The sequence below is a fragment of the Promicromonospora sp. NPDC023987 genome (assembly GCF_040639055.1).
Classification (GTDB): domain Bacteria; phylum Actinomycetota; class Actinomycetes; order Actinomycetales; family Cellulomonadaceae; genus Promicromonospora.
Window position 1 is genome coordinate 1 of record NZ_JBEZZF010000004.1, and the last position, 16,144, is coordinate 16,144.

Here is a 16,144-nt window from a genome sequence, read left to right on the forward strand (position 1 = left end):
CTCGCCGGGGCCCGCGTCGAGGTGGCGGGTGCCGATGCGGGCTTCCTCGTCACCGTGGGAGCGGCCTGGTTCGCGACCCTGCTGACCCTCGCCGCCAGCCGTACCCTCCGGCGCCAGTCGGCTGCACGGTAGCCGGCACGGAACTTTCACCCCTTTGACACCCGGATGGCAAGCGGCCGCCTGATACGTTGCATCCGACTTTTCAAAATCTTCACGAACGGACGCGGGATGCTCGTCTTCATCATCATCGGACTTCTCGGGCTCGCGCTCGCCGTCACCTCGCTCGTCCTCGGCGACTTCCTGGAGCTGGCCGACGGGGCGCTCTCGGGCACCTCGCTGGGCGCCGGCGGGATGCTGTTCGGCGCGACCGGGATGGTGGTGCTGTCCTCCGGGCTGGAGCCGTGGGTCGCCTACCCGGCGGGCCTCGTGGTCGCGATCCTGGTGATCCTCCTCGTCAACGTCATGCTCAAGCGCCTCAAGGCAGGTGACGACGGCGCCCCCGTCTCGCTCGTCGGCGCACAGGGCTCCGTCACGTCCGACGTCGACACGGGCCACGGCGAGGTGTCGCTCGACGCCGTCACGGAGCTCGAGACCCGGCTCGCGTTCTCCGACGAGCCCATCGGTCAGGGCACGCGGATCGTCGTCGTCGAGCAGCACGGCGCGCGCGTGAAGGTCGAGCCCGTGCCGCGCTGAGACGCGTCCCGACGTCAGCAGTCCCCCACCCCGCACCACCACTTGTCCGGCCGGGACCGTCCGCGTGCCTGGCCACCCCTACCCCAGGAGCCGACATGGAAATGACTGGTCAACTAGTAGGCGTCATCGCCGTCGTGGTCATCGCGCTGGCGATCTTCCTCGTCCTCGCGTTCGTCGCGAGCCGTATCCGCCGCGTGCCGCCGAACGAGGCCCTGATCATCGTGGGCCGCGGCGCAGGAAGGTCCGAGGCCCAGCTGTCGAGCCAGCGCGTCGTCGTCGGCGGCCGGGCCTTCGTGTGGCCGGTGCTGCAACAGGGCTTCGCGATCTCTCTGGAGCAGCGGCAGATCGGCATCACCGTCGAGGGTGTCGACAAGAACCGCATCAAGATCGCGATCAAGGCGTCGATCAACTTCAAGGTGCGCGGCGACGAGGAGGGCGTGCGGCGGGCGGCCCAGCGCTTCCTGTCCCAGCAGCACCTGCTGACCGAGATCATCAAGGAGTCCCTCGAGGGCTCGCTGCGGTCGATCGTCGGTGACATGACGATCGAGCAGATCATCTCGGACCGCAAGGGCCTGTCCGACCGCGTGGTCCAGTCCACGAAGACCGACCTCTCCGAGCAGGGCCTCCAGGTCGACCTCCTCAACATCTCCGACATCTCGACGCCGGGATCGGACTACCTCGCGAACCTCGGTCGCGCCGAGGCCGCCAACGCCCGCCAGCTCGCGGAGGTCTCGGAGGCGGAGGCCAACCGGGCGTCCGAGTTCGCCGTGATCGAGGCGGCCGAGCAGATCGCCGAGCGCAAGAAGGCGCTCGACCTGAAGCAGGCCACCATCAAGGCCGTGACGGACAAGGCGAACGCCGAGGCCGAGGCCGCCGGCCAGCTCGCCCGTGCCGAGCAGGACCGGCTCGTTGCCCAGCAGGAGCGCGAGGCCATGGCCGAGAAGGCACGCGTGGAGCAGGAGCGGCTCGACATCGAGGTCCGCAAGCCTGCCGAGGCCCAGGCCTACGCGGAGGTGCAGAACGCCAACGCCCGTCGTGACGCCGAGAACGCGGCCACCGAGGCCGAGGCGTTCAAGCGCACCACCATCGCCCAGGCGAACAAGACGGCGGCACTGCAGGACGCGGAGGCGTCCGCCGAGTCGGTGCGCCGCGCCGGTGAGGCGGAGCGGGACAAGCAGGTGGCGCTCGCCGCAGGTATCGAGGCAGAGGGCCGCGCGCGGGCAGCCGCCGTCGAGGCGGAGGGCCTCGCCGAGGCCGCCACCATCGACGCCAAGGCCGAGGCGCTGCGCAAGTACGGCGAGGCCGCCCTGGTGCAGGAGCTCATCGAGCGGATGCCGGACATCGTCCGCGCCGCCGCCGAGCCCATGGCCTCGATCCAGGGGATGACCGTGATCTCGACGGACGGCGCCTCCGCCATCACGAAGAACGTGGCCTCCGTGATCGGCGAGGGCCAGGGCGTCATCAAGCAGCTCACCGGCGTGGACATCAACCAGCTCATCTCAAACCTGGCCGGGCCGACCAACGGCGTCGCCCCCACTCCGCCGGCCCCCGTCGAGGAGAACTGACCCACGACCCTGACCGTTGAGTGCTGCCTCGTCGGTCGAGCCGGTCCTCGTTGGTCGAGCCTGCCGAGACCTGTTGCGAGCTCTCGACAGGCTCGACCAACGGGGCGGCACTCGACGGGGCGCCACTCAACGGTCAGGGGGTCGGGTGGTGAGCGTCGTAGCGCCAGAAGCGGGGGGTCAGGCGGACGACCAACCAGAGCAGCACCAGGCACGTGAGACCGCCGACGACGGCGGCCCAGCCCTCACCGAACCACGTCGCCTCGACGCCGAGGACCATCTCGCCGAGGCGCGGCCCGCCGGCCACCACCACGATGAACACGCCCTGCAGGCGCCCGCGCATGTGGTCCGGCGTAGCGGTCTGCAGGATGCTCTGCCGGAACACCGACGAGATGCTGTCGGACCCGCCGGCGAACGCGAGCGCGACCCCCGCCGCGACGACGGCCCAGACGATCGGCCCGTCCGGTGCGCCCCGGCCCACGAGCACGAGGACGAGCCCGAAGGCGGCGATCGACACGCCCCACGCCGTGATCGCCCAGATGATCACCTGCCCCTGCATGCGCAGGCGCGTCAGCCCGCCGGAGAACACGCTCGCGAGGATGCCGCCGACGGCGAAGGCGGCCGCGAGCACCCCCGTCGTCGTCTCTCCGCCGCCGAGGTAGATGACGCCGGCCGCTGGCCACAGGACGCGCGGGAAGGACAGGACCATGGCGCAGATGTCGACGAGGAACGTGGTGCGCACGTTGGGCTGGGTGGCCAGGTAGCGCAGGCCGTCCAGGACCGATCGCAGCCCGACGGCCCGCACCCGGCCCCGCTTGTTCAGCACGACGCCGACGGCGGCATCGCGCTCGGGCGGCACGGGCGGCAGCCGGAACACTGACCAGAGCGCCGCGAGGAACAGCACCATGTCCAGCGTGTACGCCCAGGCGTAGCCGAGCTGAGCCACCAGCACGGCACCGATCAGCGGCCCTCCGGTCAGCGCGACGTTCATGGAGAGCGTCGCCAGCGCGTTGGCCGCGGGCAGGAGCTCCTTGGGGAGCAGGCGCGGGATGATCGCCGACCGGGCCGGGTTGTTGATGGCGAACGCCGCGCTCTGCAGGGCGACGAGCCCGTAGAGCAGGTGCACCGACTCGACCTCGAGCCAGGCCTGTGCCGCGATGCCTGCTACGACTACCCACAGCACGGACGAGGACAGGAGCGAGACCTTGCGCCGGTCGTAGTGGTCCACGAGCGCCCCGCCGTACAGGCCGAGCGCCACGAGCGGGACCAGCGAGAACAGGCCCAGCAGACCCACCGCGAGGGTCGATCCGGTCAGGGCGTAGATCTGCAGGCCCACCGCCACGATGGTCACCTGCGTGCCGATGTTCGAGATCGACAGCCCGAACCACAGACGCCGGTAGTCCGGTGACACCTTCAGCGGGGTGGTGTCGGCGAGCAGATGGCGCATGGTGCCCCGATCGTAGGCCTCGTCCGGTACCTGGCGGGCTGCGCCGGAGTGCGAGGTTCCTCCCGGACATGACAGAGCGGGCGCTCAGGACACCCCCCGATGTCCCGAGCTCCCGCTCTGTACTGTCCTGGTCCGCGGGCCGGGGCGCCCCCCAGCGGCGCCCCGACCCTCGAACCTGCCGACCCGGGCCTGGATCGGTCCTCGGTCGTGAGTCACCTTGATGGCTCACGAACGAGGGCCGGACCCGGATCGTTTGTCGACCGGCAAAGCGTGGTCAAGCCACGCTCTACCGGCGACGCATTCGGAGCGCCGCGATCCCCAGCCCCAGAAGGAGCGAGACCAGCGAGAGCTGCCCCGTGATCATGTGGCCCGTCTCAGCGAGGGTTGCATCGGGCACGACCTGCTGTGCCGGCTCCGCCTCCGCCTCGGGCTCGGTCGAGATGGCGCGCCGGCGCCGGTCCAGGTCGTCGCTCGCCAGCATGGTCCCGCTGCTGGACGTCGGGACAGGACCGGCCGTGCCGCCCCACGCGAGGTCGACTCCCTCGGCGGGGAGGTACTCGCCCGGACGGGGCGCGGCAGCGGGCGTGCCATGGTTTTCCTGGGCACCCGGCACGGAGTCGGGCGTCCCCGGGGTGCCGGAGCTGCCCGGGTCGCCTGCACCATGGCCGACGGCGATCGGCTCGGCCGACGCCCCGCTGGGCAGCTCGCCGCCGGAGTGCCCGGTGCGCGGCTCAGTGGTGCGCGGTTCGGTGGTGCGCGATTCGGTGGTGCGCGATTCGGTGGTGCGCGGTTCGGTGGCGTCCTGTCGGTCGGTCCCCGGCTTGCCGGTGCCCGGACGGTCGGCGCGAGGTCCGGCGTCGTAACCGCCGGAACCTGGCCGCTCTGCTCCAGAGCCATCCGTTCCAGGCTCGTCCGTTCCAGGCTCGTCCGTTCCAGGCTCGTCCGTTCCAGGCTCGTCCGTTCCAGGCGGGTCGACGATCCCGGGGCTGCCAGTAGCGGGGTCAGTGCCCGGCTCCTCAGTATCCGGCTCGACGGTGCCCGGCTGACCCGTGTCAGGCCCCTCCGGCAGCGGTCCCTCGACGCCGCCCGGCGTGTCACCCGTGACGAGGTCGTCGACCAGGCCCTCGTCGCCCAGCGTTCCATCGACCACCGCTGCGACGTCGGCGCTCAGGAGCGACCGGACGATGCCCTCCGGCCCGACGAGCTCGTCCACCACGCCTGCCTCGCCGTTCGTGCCGACGGCGTCGGCCCCTGCCGCATCGGCTCGCGCGCCCGCTTGAGACACGCCGTCGGCCGCGTCGAGGCCACCGCGCGCAGCGGGTGCTTCCTCGGTCGTGCCGGTGGTCTCCTGAGTGACTGGATCCAACAGGCCGTCCCCTGCGGCGTACGCGGAGGAAGCGCCGACGACCACGAGGCCGCCCGCAACAAGTGCCGTGTACAGCACCCGCCGGATGTTTCTGTCCATGGGTCTCTCCTTGCCTGGCGTGGAGCCGACGACAGATTCGCCGTCGGGAGGTGCCGCACGCGAAGGCGCGGCCCAGCCAGGTCAGGCAGGAGAGACAGGAATATCCGTGTAGCTGCTCGACAGCTTGCCGCGCGACTCGTCGGTCGCCACGCGCCAGGAACGCGCCCGGAAGACGAGCAGCGCGGAGAGCACCGCGAGGACCTCGCCGCCCAGCACCTTGAGCTGCGGCGCGCCGCCGCCGAGGAGGCCGCCCGCACTCGCGACGACCGCGTTTCCGGCACCCCCTGCGGCGAGCGGGAGGCCAGCACCGAGGGAGGCAGCGCCACCCGCGTGGACGACACCCGCCGTCGCGACACGCAGGGCGAGCGCGGTGTCCGCCGCGGTGGCGCCCCGGGGCACGTTCGTGCGCATCAGGTCGAACGTCGCGGGCTGGGCTCCGGTGGAGGTCCAGACCACGACCCCGACGTCACCGGGAGCCTGCAGCGCTCCCGGGTACGTCGACCCGGCGTTCGCGACCTGCTTGGCCGGGACCACCGTGCTGAACCCACCGGGGACCAAGGGCTGGGCGGAAGGCTCCGGCACCAGGACACCGGGCACCGGGGCAAGCGGCTCGACGACCGGTGCGAGCACCTCACCGACGGGCGTGAGGGCGGGGGCGAGCGTGTCCGCGACAGGAGCCGTCGCGGGTTCGAGCGCCCCCACGATCGGTGTGGTCACGTCGCCCACGACGTCGGTCACCGGGGAGACCAGGCCGACGACGGGCTTGAGCAGGCCGTCTGTCACAGGTGCGAGGGGCCCGGTCACCGAGCCGAGCACCGGGGCAAGAGGTGAGACGACCTGCCCGACCAGACCCGTAACCGGCGCCAGCAGCCCGCCCAGCAACCCGGTCACCGGCTTGGCGACCTCGCCGGCCTGCTCGGTGACGGGCTTGATGACCGGGTCGGAGACCTGCTCGACGACCTCGGCGGTGTGCGCGACGGGCTTCTCGGTGAGCTGCGTGACAGCCTCGCCCACCGGCTCGGTCACCCTCGTGCGGACCTGGTCTGTCACCGGCTTCAGCAGGCCGTCGGTGATCGGCGTCAGCGTGTCCACGACCGGCTTGGTCGCCGGCTCTGCCACGGTCCCTGCCGGCTCGGCGGCCGGCTCGGCGGCCGGCTCTGCGGCGGGCTTCGGCGGAGCGGCCGGCTCCGGCGTGGCTTCCGTCGGCTCGGCTCCCGTCGTGGCCTCCGGCACGGCCCCCGTCGGCTGTGTCGGCGCCGACTGTGTCGGCGCCGGCGGCGTCGGCGGCGTCGGCACCGCAGCGGACTCCCGGGCGGGCTGCTCCGACACCGCCGGACCGGCGGCCTGGTCGGCCCCATCGGCCGCGGACCCGGTCAGCCCGAGCATGTCGGTGGTTCCCGTGACGGCCTGCGCCGTCGCCTCCACCGTGTCGCCGAGAGCAGAGCCGAGCGGGCCGCGCTCCGCCGCGCCCGAGGGGGCGGCGAGCGTGACTCCGAGGGCGAGGCCCGCCGCACCGAGGGCGACGGTTCCGACGGCGCGCGCGACGGCGCGACGGAGGTGGTCCCCCGTGCTCATCAGCGCGTCCTTCGACATCGGTCTCCCGCTCTCCAGCCCGAAGCGGGCCAGCAGACATGCATTCACATTTAATCTGCTTGGGGTTCCGGAGTTCGGCAACCGCACACCTGCGGTTTGCGGATCGGGAATTTTGTGCTCAGGAACAGCGACATGTCCGAAGACACCCGCTATCTCGCTTATTCCGTACCAATCAGCACGATCACCGCCGGGGTCTCACGCCTGGGGTGAACTGTCAGGCGTCAGCCGACAGTAGCCCCGAAGACGAGCCCGAGCACGTACGTGACGCCCGCCGCGCCGAGGCCGATGGCGACCTGGCGCAGCGCCCTCGTGAGCGGCGAGGTCCCCGACAGCAGGCCGACGACGGCGCCCGTCACCAGCAGCGCGAGCCCGACGAGAGCTGTCGCGACGACCACCGCGACGAGCCCGTCGAGGCCGAACAGATAGGGCAGCACAGGAACCACCGCGCCCGAGGCGAAGAAGCAGAAGGACGAGATGGCAGCGCCCCACGCGGTCCCGTGCGTCTCGAGCTCGTCCTCGGTGGCGCCGTCCGCAGGGCGGTCCTGGACCGGCGCCTCCTGCACCCGCAGGAGCGGCCCCTGGTGCTCGACGGGCGTGACCGCGAGCCGGGCGAGCACCGCGTCGGCGTGTGCCGTCGCGTCCTCGATGGTCATCCCCCTGGCGCGGTACACGAGCGCGAGCTCGTTCGCGTCGACGTCCAGGTGCGGCAGTGCCGCGCCCGCCGCGGGTGACGGCGACGACGCCTCGAGCAGCTCCCGCTGCGACCGCACGGACACGAATTCCCCAGCGCCCATCGAGAGCGCGCCCGCGAGGAGGCCCGCGAGCCCGGACAGCAGCACGGTGCTCGTCGCCACACCGGAAGCGCCGATGCCGAGCACGAGAGCGAGGTTCGACACCAGCCCGTCGTTCGCACCGAACACCGCGGCACGGAAGGTGCCGGACAGCCGGTTGCGGCCTCTGGTGGCCAGCGCACGCACCACCTCTTCGTGGATCTGCTCGTCGGCCGCCATGGTCACGGTGGCGTCGGCGTCGTGCGCGTACGACGACCTGGCCTCGGCACGCTGGGCGAGCGCCAGCACGAAGACACCGCCGAAGCGGCGGGCGAGGAACCCGAGTGCCCGGGTGCGGAGATCGCCACGCACGGGCGCACCGACGTCGGTGCCGAGGAGCGCGAGCCAGTGCGACTCGTGTCTCTTCTCCGCGCGCGCGAGCGCGAGCAGGATGTCGCGCTCCTCACCGGTACGCCGGCCGGCCAGGTCGCGGTAGACCGCCGCCTCGGCCCGCTCGTCCGCGAGCAGCCTGCGCCACCGCCGGATGTCGGCCCGTGTCCGACGGCGGGCCGGGTGCAGCTCCTGCGCCCGCTCGGCGGGCGTGGGCGTGCGGCGGGACGAGCGTCGGGCCGGGTCGGACGGCGAGTCGGCGGATGGCTGAGGCACTACGCCATCATGCCCACGGATCGCGGGCCGTGGGTTTCGTGGCTCCAGGGCTCGGGGTTCGACCTGCCGAACTCTCTGCCGGCCCGGGGCCGAACGTGCCGTTCCCCGGCCTGCCGTACGGATTCACGAGCGGAAGGATGCACAATGGACGCCGTGATCATCGTCAGCACGCACGGGTCGGCCGCACCCGGCGGCGCGATCGGATGGGCGTGGATCAACCACGCGGGTGGCCAGTTCGACTCGGGCGGCGCTGCCCGGGGAAACGACCAGGTAGCCGCGCTCTCCGCGTTGCTGCGCGCGGTCGAGGCCCACCCCGGGGACGAGCCCCTGCTCGTCGAGTCCGGCTCGCAGTACGCCATCCGGTCGGTGTCCGAGTGGTCCGACGGATGGAAGCGCAACGGCTGGCGCTCCCCGTCCGGCGACCCGGTCCCGAATCTCGACCTGGTACAGGGCATCGACGCCGCCGTCACGGAACGTACCGGGCCGGTCCGGTTCCATTGGGTGCGGGGGCACGTGGGCAACCCGTACAACGAGCGGGTCGACCAGCTCGCCGGCTTCGCCGCCGAGGAGTGGGACGCGGGGCGCGGCGGCGTCGGCGAGATGCTGGTGCCCGACGCCGGGATGATCCCCGACGCCGAGCTGCGCGGCAGCGTCCTCGTCGCCGGACCACGGGAGCCCGAGGCTCCCAAGCCGTCCCCGGCACCGGCGGTAGCCGGCGCGACGTGGGAGTCGGGCACCCTCTTCTGATCGGCTGACAAAGGCCTGCGGCCCTGACGCGGCGTACCTGGTACGCCGGGTCAGGGCCGCAGGCCTCGTTCTGGGACGCCTCAGCGGCCGACGAGGAGCAGATCCTCCGTGGCGTCGCGACCGGCGGTGACCGGGTCGTCGTCGACGTCGTCGTCCCCCGTCGCGGCCGCCCGCACGAAGAGCGGGACGGGCGGCGCCGTGCGGGCGCTGAACTCGAGCCGGTCGGCGACGGCACGAGCGTGCTGCGCCATCTCGTGCGCGATGGTGATGCTCTCGCCCAGGTAGGCGCTCGGGTCGATCAGGCGACGGATCTCGTCGCGGTCGAAGTACGCACTGACCGTCGTGTTCCGCACCAGCAGGTCGAGGAACTGCGCGTCGCCGACCGCCGACTCCTGCGCCACCTCGTACACGACCTCGTGCGCTTTCTGCCGGCCGATGCGCTCCCCTAGCTCCATCATGAGCGACTCCGAACCGATGAGCCCCTCGCTCAGCGCGAGGTTGGCGCGCATGCGCTGCTCGTCCAGCTCGAGACCGTCGAGGATGACGTCGAGCCGGGTCAGGATGTCGCCGCCGAGCACGGTGGCGCGCTTGGCCGTCTCCTCCAGGAGGTCGGTCATGCCCCCGTTGGCCTCGTGGTCGTGCTGCATCGACTCGAGCGCCGGTGCGGCGAGGGCACGGAGCTGAGCGCTCATCGACAGCAGGTCGAGGGCGAGCTGCGGGTTGCGCTTGTGCGGCATGGTCGAGCTGCCGACCGTTCCGTCGGGAATGGGCTCGAACGCCTCGCCGAACTCCGGCTGCATCATCGAGTAGATGTCCTTGCCGATCTTGCCGGCGGTCCCGGCGACCGAGGCGAGGACGAGCACCAGCTCGACGATGCCGTCGTTGATCGCGCGTGACGGCACCGGCATGGTGCCCAGCCCGAGATGCTTGGCGACGCGGCACTCGACCTCACGCCCGGCAGGTCCGAACGACGCGAACGTACCGACGGCGCCGCCCATGAGGACCCGGAACAGCCGGTCCTCGAGGCGCTCCAGCCGGTCGGTGTGGGCCGTCAGCTCGTCGATCCAGACCGCCACCTTGAACCCGAACGTGACCGGCACCGCGTGCTGGCTGTGCGTGCGGCCGGCCATCGGCACGGCCGCGGAAGCGTCCGCCAGCTTGGACATGCCGCGCAGCACCTTGGCTAGGAGGTCCTTGACGGCACGGTGCGCGTCCCGCAGCACGAGCACGTCGGCCGTCTGGGTGATGTTCTGCGTCGTGGCGCCCCAGTGCACCCAGCCGCCGTGCTCGCGCCCGACCACCCGCGCGAACTCCTCGATGAGCGGCATCAGGGGGTGGCTCGCCGACACCGTCTCGGCCGCCACCCGCACGAGGTCGAGCTTCTCGATCTGCGCCGCCTGCGCGATGGCCTCGCCTGCCGGCTCCGGGATCAGGCCGACCTCTGCCTCGGCCAGAGCGAGCGCGGCCTCGACGTCGAGCCTCGCCTGGAATCGGTTCTCGACACTGAAGAGGTGCGCGATCCCGGCGTCGGGCACGCGTCCGTCAGTAAAGTGTCGAATCGATTCGCTGTGCATTGCTGGTTCCCCACTCGGTTTTGTCGCCGTACGTGACCGGACGTGTTCTGGCAGACCAGTCCCTGATGCGGGGTAGACCTGCCGGCGAGTTCCTTCTCCACCGTGCACCGGCCGCCGCGGGGCCTTGCCCGCCTGCCTGCCGTGCTGAACGCGCTGTGCCGACTGCTGGAGGCACAGGCCTGCTGTTCCGAATCGTGGAAGAAGCCGCCTCCTCCAGATTAGCGGAACTGTTTCGGGAATGTAACGCGGGTGAGGTCCGTCACAGGGCCTCGCGGCGCCAGGATCGTCCTGACCTGCTGAGCCACACCAGGACACCACGTTCGGGTGAACTTTCGCGGTCCACGTTCCGTCTTGCATCGTGGACGATCCACCCGGGCCTGCTCAGGCCGGCCGGGCGGGTCGCACGCGAGAGCCCGGCCGCACGTGCCGCTTGGGGCGTGCGGCCGGGCTCCGGCCGAGGCACGAGCCGCTCGGGGCGAGTGCCGCGGAATCAGCCCGCAGCGGCTTCGTCCGCCGGGGCTTCGTGTTCCTCGTGCTGGGACACGTAGGTGTCGGCGACGCTCCGATGCAGGAGCGTGGTCCGGCGAGGGTTGGCGATGGAGTGGTACTGGGCGTCGTTGGCGTCCGTCATGATCCTCCTCCGGTGCAGGCGTACGGGCTACGGTGCACGTGGTTCACCGCTGATGTGCGGATCAACCATTTTGGTTGATACCGAGTCGCGCCGTCGACTGAAGCGGCTGTGATATGGGCCTCACCGCCCCGTCAGAACTTTGTCGTGGGCGCGATCGTTGCTGCTACCTGCCCGTGACAGGCGGAGCGGTCGCGCCCACAGCAGGGCGGCGGACGTGGTGGGTCAGGGGGAAGAGCTCGAACCGGGCCGGTGCCAGGCCCCAGAGGCCGCGCGGCGCGAGGAGCACCACGGCCACCGCCACCGCACCCAGCACCACCAGGTACCAGGTGCCGAGCGGCGCGAGAGCCTGCTGGAGCACCCAGTACAGGACCGCCCCGACGATCGGGCCCTCTATGGTCCCGATACCGCCGACCACCACGATGAAGATCATCGCGGCGGTCCAGTTCACGGAGTAGATCGACCCCGGGGTCACGCCCAGCGTGCTCAGTGCGATCAGGGCGCCCGCGAGCGCGGCACCGGCCGACCCGGCGACGTACACGAGGCGGCGTCCGCGGTCCACGGCCACGCCGAGACTGCTCGCGGCGACACGGTCGTCGCGGATCGCCGTGAGCCCGAGTCCCACCCGGGAGCGCATGAGCAGGCACGTCCCGAGCACGACGGCGACCATGAGGGCCAGCGCGAACCAGTAGACGAAGGCCACGCGCTCCACCGGGTCGGTGCCCCGGAACGCGCTGAGGGACAGGCCAGCACCGCCGCCCAGCCCGTCGATCTGCATGGTGACCAGCCGAAACACCTCGGCCACCACCCAGGTCCCTATCGCGAAGTACCCGCCGGCCAGGCGGAACACGAGGTAGCTCGTCGGCAGCGCGATGGCGGCGCCGACCAGGCCGGCAGCGAGGACCGCTGCCCAGGGCGGGGCGCCGACGGCATCGGCGAGCTGGATCAGGGCGTAACCGCCCACGCCGACGTAGGCCTGCTGGCCGACGCTCACCATCCCGCCGTACCCGGCGAGCAGATTCCAGGTGGTACCGAGTATCACGAGGGCGAAGAGCATCACCAGGCTGGACAACGCGCCGAGGGTCACCGCATACGGCACGACGGCGGCGAGCAGCACGACCACGAGCAGCATGGCTCCGCCGCCGGCCCAGGATCCACGGCCGCCCCGCGTGACGGTCGGGGCCGTGGTCGGCGGGGTCGCGGGCGGGGTGGGGCCCGTCATGCCGGCACGCTCCTCGGCATCAGGCCGCCCGGCCGGACCACCAGGACGGCGAGGAAGACGAGGTGCCCGGCGAGCACCCCGGACTGCGGGTCGATCTGCGCGCCGATCGTCTGGGCCAGGCCGAGGACCACGCCACCCGCGAGCGTGCCCCACAGCGAGCCGAGCCCGCCGATGATCACTGCCTCGAACGCGAACAGCAGCACCAGCTCCCCGTAGCCCGGCGAGAACTGTGTGCTCATCCCGACGAACACGCCCGCCAGCGCGAGGGTCGCGAACGCGAGGGCGGTCGCGACGGCGTACATGTGCTTCGGGTCGACGCCCATCATGGCCGCGGCCCCCGCGTCGTCGGCGACGGCACGCATGGCACGGCCTGTCGCGGTGCGCGCCAGGAAGAGCTGGACCAGCGCGATGACCGCCACCGCCACCGCAAGGGTGATCAGCGGCAGCACGCCGACCGAGAGCTCACCGAGGGGCACGCCCGCCGATGCGAGGCCGCCCGTGGGGATCTTGCGGGTGTCCGCGCTGAAGACCTCCTGGAGCAGGTTGGTGAGGGCGACGGCGACGCCGAACGAGACGAGCAGCGGCGCGAGCTCGCCCGCGCTGCGTGAGGCGCTGCGTGAGGCGCTGCGTGAGGTGCTGCGGTCACTCCCGCCCACCTGCGCGAGGGCGGGGTTGAACAGACCGCGCTGCATCGCGTAGCCGAGGGCCGCGAACACCGGGACCACCACCACGACCGCGAGCCAGAGCGGCAGCCCACGCTGCACCAGGACCAGCGAGAGGTACGCGGCCAGTACCGCGAGCACACCGTGCGCCAGGTTGACGATGCGCATCACGCCGAAGATCAGCGACAGGCCGCACGCCAGGAGCGCGTACTGCCCGCCGAGCAGCACGCCCTGCACGCCGGCGTTGAGCCAGTCCATCACGCCTCCGTGGGGTCCGGCCGAGGGCTCCGGGTGATCCCGAAGTAGGCGTCCGCGACGGTGTCCCGGTCGAGGCCGGCAGCCGGCGCCTCCAGCACCGTCCGTCCGCCGAGCAGGCACTGGACGCGGTCCGCCACGCTCAGCGCCTGGTCGAGGTCCTGTTCGACGACGAGCGCGGTGGTGCCCTCCGCCGTGATGCGCCGCACTGCGTCGTAGAGCTGTGCCACCACGGTCGGCGCGAGCCCGAGCGACACCTCGTCGAGCAGCAGCACACGCGGGTTCGCCAGGAGGGCCCTGCCGATCGCCACGGCCTGCTGCTGCCCGCCGGACAGGACGCCGCCTCGCCGGTCCTTCATCTCCGCCACCAGCGGGAACATGTCGTAGACGGCACGCAGGTCCCACGGGCCGTCGCGCTTGGGGAAGCGGCCCATGAGCAGGTTCTCCTCGACGCTGAGCGACCCGAAGATGCGCCGCCCCTCCGGGACGAGCGCGATCCCGCGCCGCACCCGCCGGTGGGCGGGCAGCCGGGTGACGGGCTCGCCGTCGAGCAGCACCTGGCCCGACGCCGGCAGGTGGGTGCCTGCGAGCGCCGCCAGCAGCGTGGACTTGCCCGCGCCGTTGGCGCCGAGCACTGCGAGCGTCTCCCCCTCCGCGAGCGACAGGGCCACGCCGTCGACGGCCGTCAGGTCGCCGTACCGGACCTCCAGGCCGGCCACCTCGAGGACGCTCATCTGGTCTCCCGGGCGGGCGTCGTCGTCGGGTCCGGAGGCGGGTCGGTCGCCGCGTCCGCCGCCGCGTCGACGGTCGAGCCCAGGTAGACCTCGACCACCTCGGGACTGCGGATCACGTCGTGCGGGTCGCCCTGCGCGATCACCTCACCGGCGGCGAGGCACATCAGCCGGTCCACGACGTCGAGCAGGGCGTGCAGCACGTGCTCGATCCAGACGACCGCCACGCCGTCGTCCCGCAGGCGGCGGACCAGGCGCACGACCTGGGGCAGCTCGCTGTCGGTGAGTCCGCCGGCGATCTCGTCCAGCAGGAGCAGCCGCGGACCGGTCGCGAGGGCCCGGGCGACCTCCAGCCGTTTGCGGTCCAGCAGGCGCAGGCTGCCCGACGGCGTGTTGGCCGCCTCGGTCATGCCGGTCACCTCGAGCGCATGCCAGGCGTGGGTGCGAGCGTCGCCCGCCGGTCCGGTCGTGGTGTGCCGCTGACCCGCGAACGACGCCCCGACCAGCACGTTCTCGTACACGGTGAGGCCGCCGAAGGGCCGTGGCACCTGGTACGACCGCGCGATGCCCCGGTCGGCGCGCGCGGCGGCGCCGAGCCGGGTGACGTCCCGGCCGTCGAGCACCACGGTCCCGGCGTCGGCCCGCTGTGTGCCCGCGACGATGTCGAGCAGCGTGGTCTTGCCCGCGCCGTTCGGGCCGACGAGGCCGAGGGCCTCGCCGGCCGCCACCTCGAACGTCACGTCGCGGGCTGTGACCACGTGTCCGAAGCGCTTGGCGATGCCGGACACCCGCAGCAGGGAATCGCTCACCGGAGCGGCTCGACCTCGCCGCCCGTCGGGATCTCCGGGGCGAGCTCGTTGGAGACCACCACGAGCTCGTAGGGGTTCTCCTCCTCGCCCTGACCCTCGTCCAGCCGCCACTGGCCGCCGACCAGCGGCGTCTTCGCCACGTACGGCGGGACGCTGTCGTCGACGCCCCAGGCGATGTCGCCGACCACGGTGGAGACCTCGAGCGTGGACAGCGCCTCGGTGATCGCGTCCGGCTCGGTGGAGCCGGCCTGTTCGACGGCGGCGACCGTGATCTCGAACAGTGCCTCCGCGAAGCCGAGCGGCTGGGTCCACTGCTTACCGGTGTCGGCCTCGTACTGGTCGGCCAGCTCCTGCGCGGTCTGTCCCGTCAGCGAGGATGTGAACGGCGCGGTCGGGTGCCACCACACCTCGGAGGTGAGGCCGTCCCCCGCGTTGCCCAGCGCCTCGACCGCCGACGGGAACAGCAGCGCCTTGCCGATCGTCGCGATCTTGGGCTGATAACCCTGCTGGCCGGCCTGCTGCCAGAACGTGGTGAAGTCCGGCGGGATCGGCACGCCGACCAGGATGTCGTGGCCCTTGAACGCGGAGAGCTGTGCCGAGAAGTCCTGGGTTCCGTTGGGGTACAGCCCGGGGTCGTCGATGGTGACGCCGGTGTCCGCCGTGAGGGCGGGGAAGTTCGCGCTCCACGCCTGGCCGTCCGGGTCGTTCGGGAACAGGCCCGCGGCCTTCTGGTTCGTGTCGACCTGGCTCCACATGTCCGCGTACACCGCGGACACGTCCTCCAGGCCCCAGAACGCGTGATAGCTGTACTGGAGGTCGGCGGGCTCGTCACCCTCCCGGATGGCGAACGGCTGCCACGGCGCGACCGTCGAGATGCACGGCACCGAGTTGGCCTCGCACTGCTCAGAGACCGGGTTGGTGATGTCCGGCGTGGACGAGGTCAGCACCAGGTCGACGCCGTCGCTGTTGATCAGCTCGGCCGCTACCTCGCCGGCGCGCGCCGAGCTGGACTGCGAGTCCTTCGCGATGATCTCGACGGTGTGCTCCACGCCGTCGATGGTCACCGGGTTCCCGGCGAACCACTGCTCCATGGCCTCGATCACGTAGGTGTTGGCCTCGCCGAACGGCGCCGACGGGCCGGTCTCGGTCGACACGAAGCCGATCTTGAGGACGTCGTCGTCCCCACTCCCGCCGACCGTGCCGCCGCCGACCTCGCCGCAGCCCGCGAGGGCTCCGGCCAGTGCCGCCGTCGACGCCCAGGCCACTGCTGCTCGTGCCGTGCGGGACCGTCCGTTGCGAACCATCGTCGTCACTCCAAGT

General features: G+C 71.9%; 14 protein-coding genes. 3 read left to right on the plus strand and 11 right to left on the minus strand.

Annotated elements, in window-relative coordinates:
- Positions 1 to 228: 228 nt before the first annotated feature.
- Both AB0F40_RS03190 and AB0F40_RS03195 read left to right on the plus strand, forming a co-directional pair.
- Complete coding sequence (locus tag AB0F40_RS03190; protein WP_357464071.1) at positions 229 to 693, plus strand: NfeD family protein; 465 nt, start codon at positions 229 to 231, stop codon at positions 691 to 693.
- Between the two features lie 95 nt (positions 694 to 788).
- Positions 789 to 2,258, plus strand: coding sequence for an SPFH domain-containing protein (locus AB0F40_RS03195; protein ID WP_357464074.1), 1,470 nt, complete (start codon positions 789 to 791; stop codon positions 2,256 to 2,258).
- A 133-nt stretch (positions 2,259 to 2,391) separates the two neighbouring features.
- Here AB0F40_RS03195 and AB0F40_RS03200 read toward each other — a convergent pair whose 3' ends face one another.
- From AB0F40_RS03200 to AB0F40_RS03215, 4 genes are all read right to left on the minus strand, one after another.
- Positions 2,392 to 3,702, minus strand: coding sequence for an MFS transporter (locus AB0F40_RS03200; RefSeq protein WP_357464077.1), 1,311 nt, complete (start codon positions 3,700 to 3,702; stop codon positions 2,392 to 2,394).
- Between the two features lie 286 nt (positions 3,703 to 3,988).
- The gene (locus AB0F40_RS03205; RefSeq protein WP_357464080.1) at positions 3,989 to 5,167 is read right to left on the minus strand and encodes a hypothetical protein; all 1,179 of its coding nucleotides are present in this window, start codon (positions 5,165 to 5,167) and stop codon (positions 3,989 to 3,991) included.
- Between the two features lie 81 nt (positions 5,168 to 5,248).
- A complete protein-coding gene (locus AB0F40_RS03210; RefSeq protein WP_357464083.1) occupies positions 5,249 to 6,742 on the minus strand; it encodes a hypothetical protein in 1,494 nt (497 codons plus the stop codon).
- Between the two features lie 239 nt (positions 6,743 to 6,981).
- Positions 6,982 to 8,109: a VIT1/CCC1 family protein gene (locus AB0F40_RS03215; protein ID WP_357464395.1), complete on the minus strand. Its 1,128-nt coding sequence runs from the start codon at positions 8,107 to 8,109 to the stop codon at positions 6,982 to 6,984.
- A gap of 231 nt (positions 8,110 to 8,340) precedes the next feature.
- Between AB0F40_RS03215 and AB0F40_RS03220 the strand changes: the two genes are divergently transcribed.
- Positions 8,341 to 8,943, plus strand: coding sequence for a ribonuclease H (locus tag AB0F40_RS03220; protein WP_357464086.1), 603 nt, complete (start codon positions 8,341 to 8,343; stop codon positions 8,941 to 8,943).
- Between the two features lie 80 nt (positions 8,944 to 9,023).
- Here the strand turns inward: AB0F40_RS03220 and AB0F40_RS03225 are convergent, their stop codons facing one another.
- The 7 genes from AB0F40_RS03225 to AB0F40_RS03255 all read right to left on the minus strand — a co-directional run bounded on the left by AB0F40_RS03225 (position 9,024) and on the right by AB0F40_RS03255 (position 16,128).
- Positions 9,024 to 10,478 (minus strand): adenylosuccinate lyase family protein, encoded by a 1,455-nt coding sequence (locus AB0F40_RS03225; RefSeq protein ID WP_357464089.1) that lies wholly within the window; start codon positions 10,476 to 10,478, stop codon positions 9,024 to 9,026.
- A gap of 529 nt (positions 10,479 to 11,007) precedes the next feature.
- Positions 11,008 to 11,148 (minus strand): hypothetical protein, encoded by a 141-nt coding sequence (locus AB0F40_RS03230; protein ID WP_357464092.1) that lies wholly within the window; start codon positions 11,146 to 11,148, stop codon positions 11,008 to 11,010.
- A gap of 163 nt (positions 11,149 to 11,311) precedes the next feature.
- Entirely contained in the window at positions 11,312 to 12,367 is a 1,056-nt protein-coding gene (locus tag AB0F40_RS03235) for a branched-chain amino acid ABC transporter permease (protein WP_357464095.1), read from the minus strand.
- Positions 12,364 to 13,287 (minus strand): branched-chain amino acid ABC transporter permease, encoded by a 924-nt coding sequence (locus tag AB0F40_RS03240; RefSeq protein ID WP_357464098.1) that lies wholly within the window; start codon positions 13,285 to 13,287, stop codon positions 12,364 to 12,366. The genes AB0F40_RS03235 and AB0F40_RS03240 overlap by 4 nt, the downstream gene beginning before the upstream one ends.
- Positions 13,287 to 14,018, minus strand: coding sequence for an ABC transporter ATP-binding protein (locus AB0F40_RS03245; RefSeq protein ID WP_357464101.1), 732 nt, complete (start codon positions 14,016 to 14,018; stop codon positions 13,287 to 13,289). Before AB0F40_RS03245 ends, AB0F40_RS03240 begins: the two co-directional genes overlap by 1 nt.
- Positions 14,015 to 14,824: an ABC transporter ATP-binding protein gene (locus tag AB0F40_RS03250; RefSeq protein ID WP_357464104.1), complete on the minus strand. Its 810-nt coding sequence runs from the start codon at positions 14,822 to 14,824 to the stop codon at positions 14,015 to 14,017. The genes AB0F40_RS03245 and AB0F40_RS03250 overlap by 4 nt, the downstream gene beginning before the upstream one ends.
- Positions 14,821 to 16,128: an ABC transporter substrate-binding protein gene (locus AB0F40_RS03255; RefSeq protein ID WP_357464107.1), complete on the minus strand. Its 1,308-nt coding sequence runs from the start codon at positions 16,126 to 16,128 to the stop codon at positions 14,821 to 14,823. Before AB0F40_RS03255 ends, AB0F40_RS03250 begins: the two co-directional genes overlap by 4 nt.
- Positions 16,129 to 16,144 lie beyond the last annotated feature (16 nt).

What these genes read in the sequence shown, in the direction of transcription:
- AB0F40_RS03190 (WP_357464071.1), top strand. Translation starts at nt 229, where the DNA reads ATGCTCGTCTTCATCATCATCGGACTTCTCGGGCTCGCGCTCGCCGTC.
- AB0F40_RS03195 (WP_357464074.1), top strand. Translation starts at nt 789, where the DNA reads ATGGAAATGACTGGTCAACTAGTAGGCGTCATCGCCGTCGTGGTCATC.
- AB0F40_RS03200 (WP_357464077.1), bottom strand. Translation starts at nt 3,702, where the DNA reads ATGCGCCATCTGCTCGCCGACACCACCCCGCTGAAGGTGTCACCGGAC.
- AB0F40_RS03205 (WP_357464080.1), bottom strand. Translation starts at nt 5,167, where the DNA reads ATGGACAGAAACATCCGGCGGGTGCTGTACACGGCACTTGTTGCGGGC.
- AB0F40_RS03210 (WP_357464083.1), bottom strand. Translation starts at nt 6,742, where the DNA reads ATGAGCACGGGGGACCACCTCCGTCGCGCCGTCGCGCGCGCCGTCGGA.
- AB0F40_RS03220 (WP_357464086.1), top strand. Translation starts at nt 8,341, where the DNA reads ATGGACGCCGTGATCATCGTCAGCACGCACGGGTCGGCCGCACCCGGC.
- AB0F40_RS03230 (WP_357464092.1), bottom strand. Translation starts at nt 11,148, where the DNA reads ATGACGGACGCCAACGACGCCCAGTACCACTCCATCGCCAACCCTCGC.
- AB0F40_RS03235 (WP_357464095.1), bottom strand. Translation starts at nt 12,367, where the DNA reads ATGACGGGCCCCACCCCGCCCGCGACCCCGCCGACCACGGCCCCGACC.
- AB0F40_RS03240 (WP_357464098.1), bottom strand. Translation starts at nt 13,287, where the DNA reads ATGGACTGGCTCAACGCCGGCGTGCAGGGCGTGCTGCTCGGCGGGCAG.
- AB0F40_RS03245 (WP_357464101.1), bottom strand. Translation starts at nt 14,018, where the DNA reads ATGAGCGTCCTCGAGGTGGCCGGCCTGGAGGTCCGGTACGGCGACCTG.
- AB0F40_RS03255 (WP_357464107.1), bottom strand. Translation starts at nt 16,128, where the DNA reads ATGGTTCGCAACGGACGGTCCCGCACGGCACGAGCAGCAGTGGCCTGG.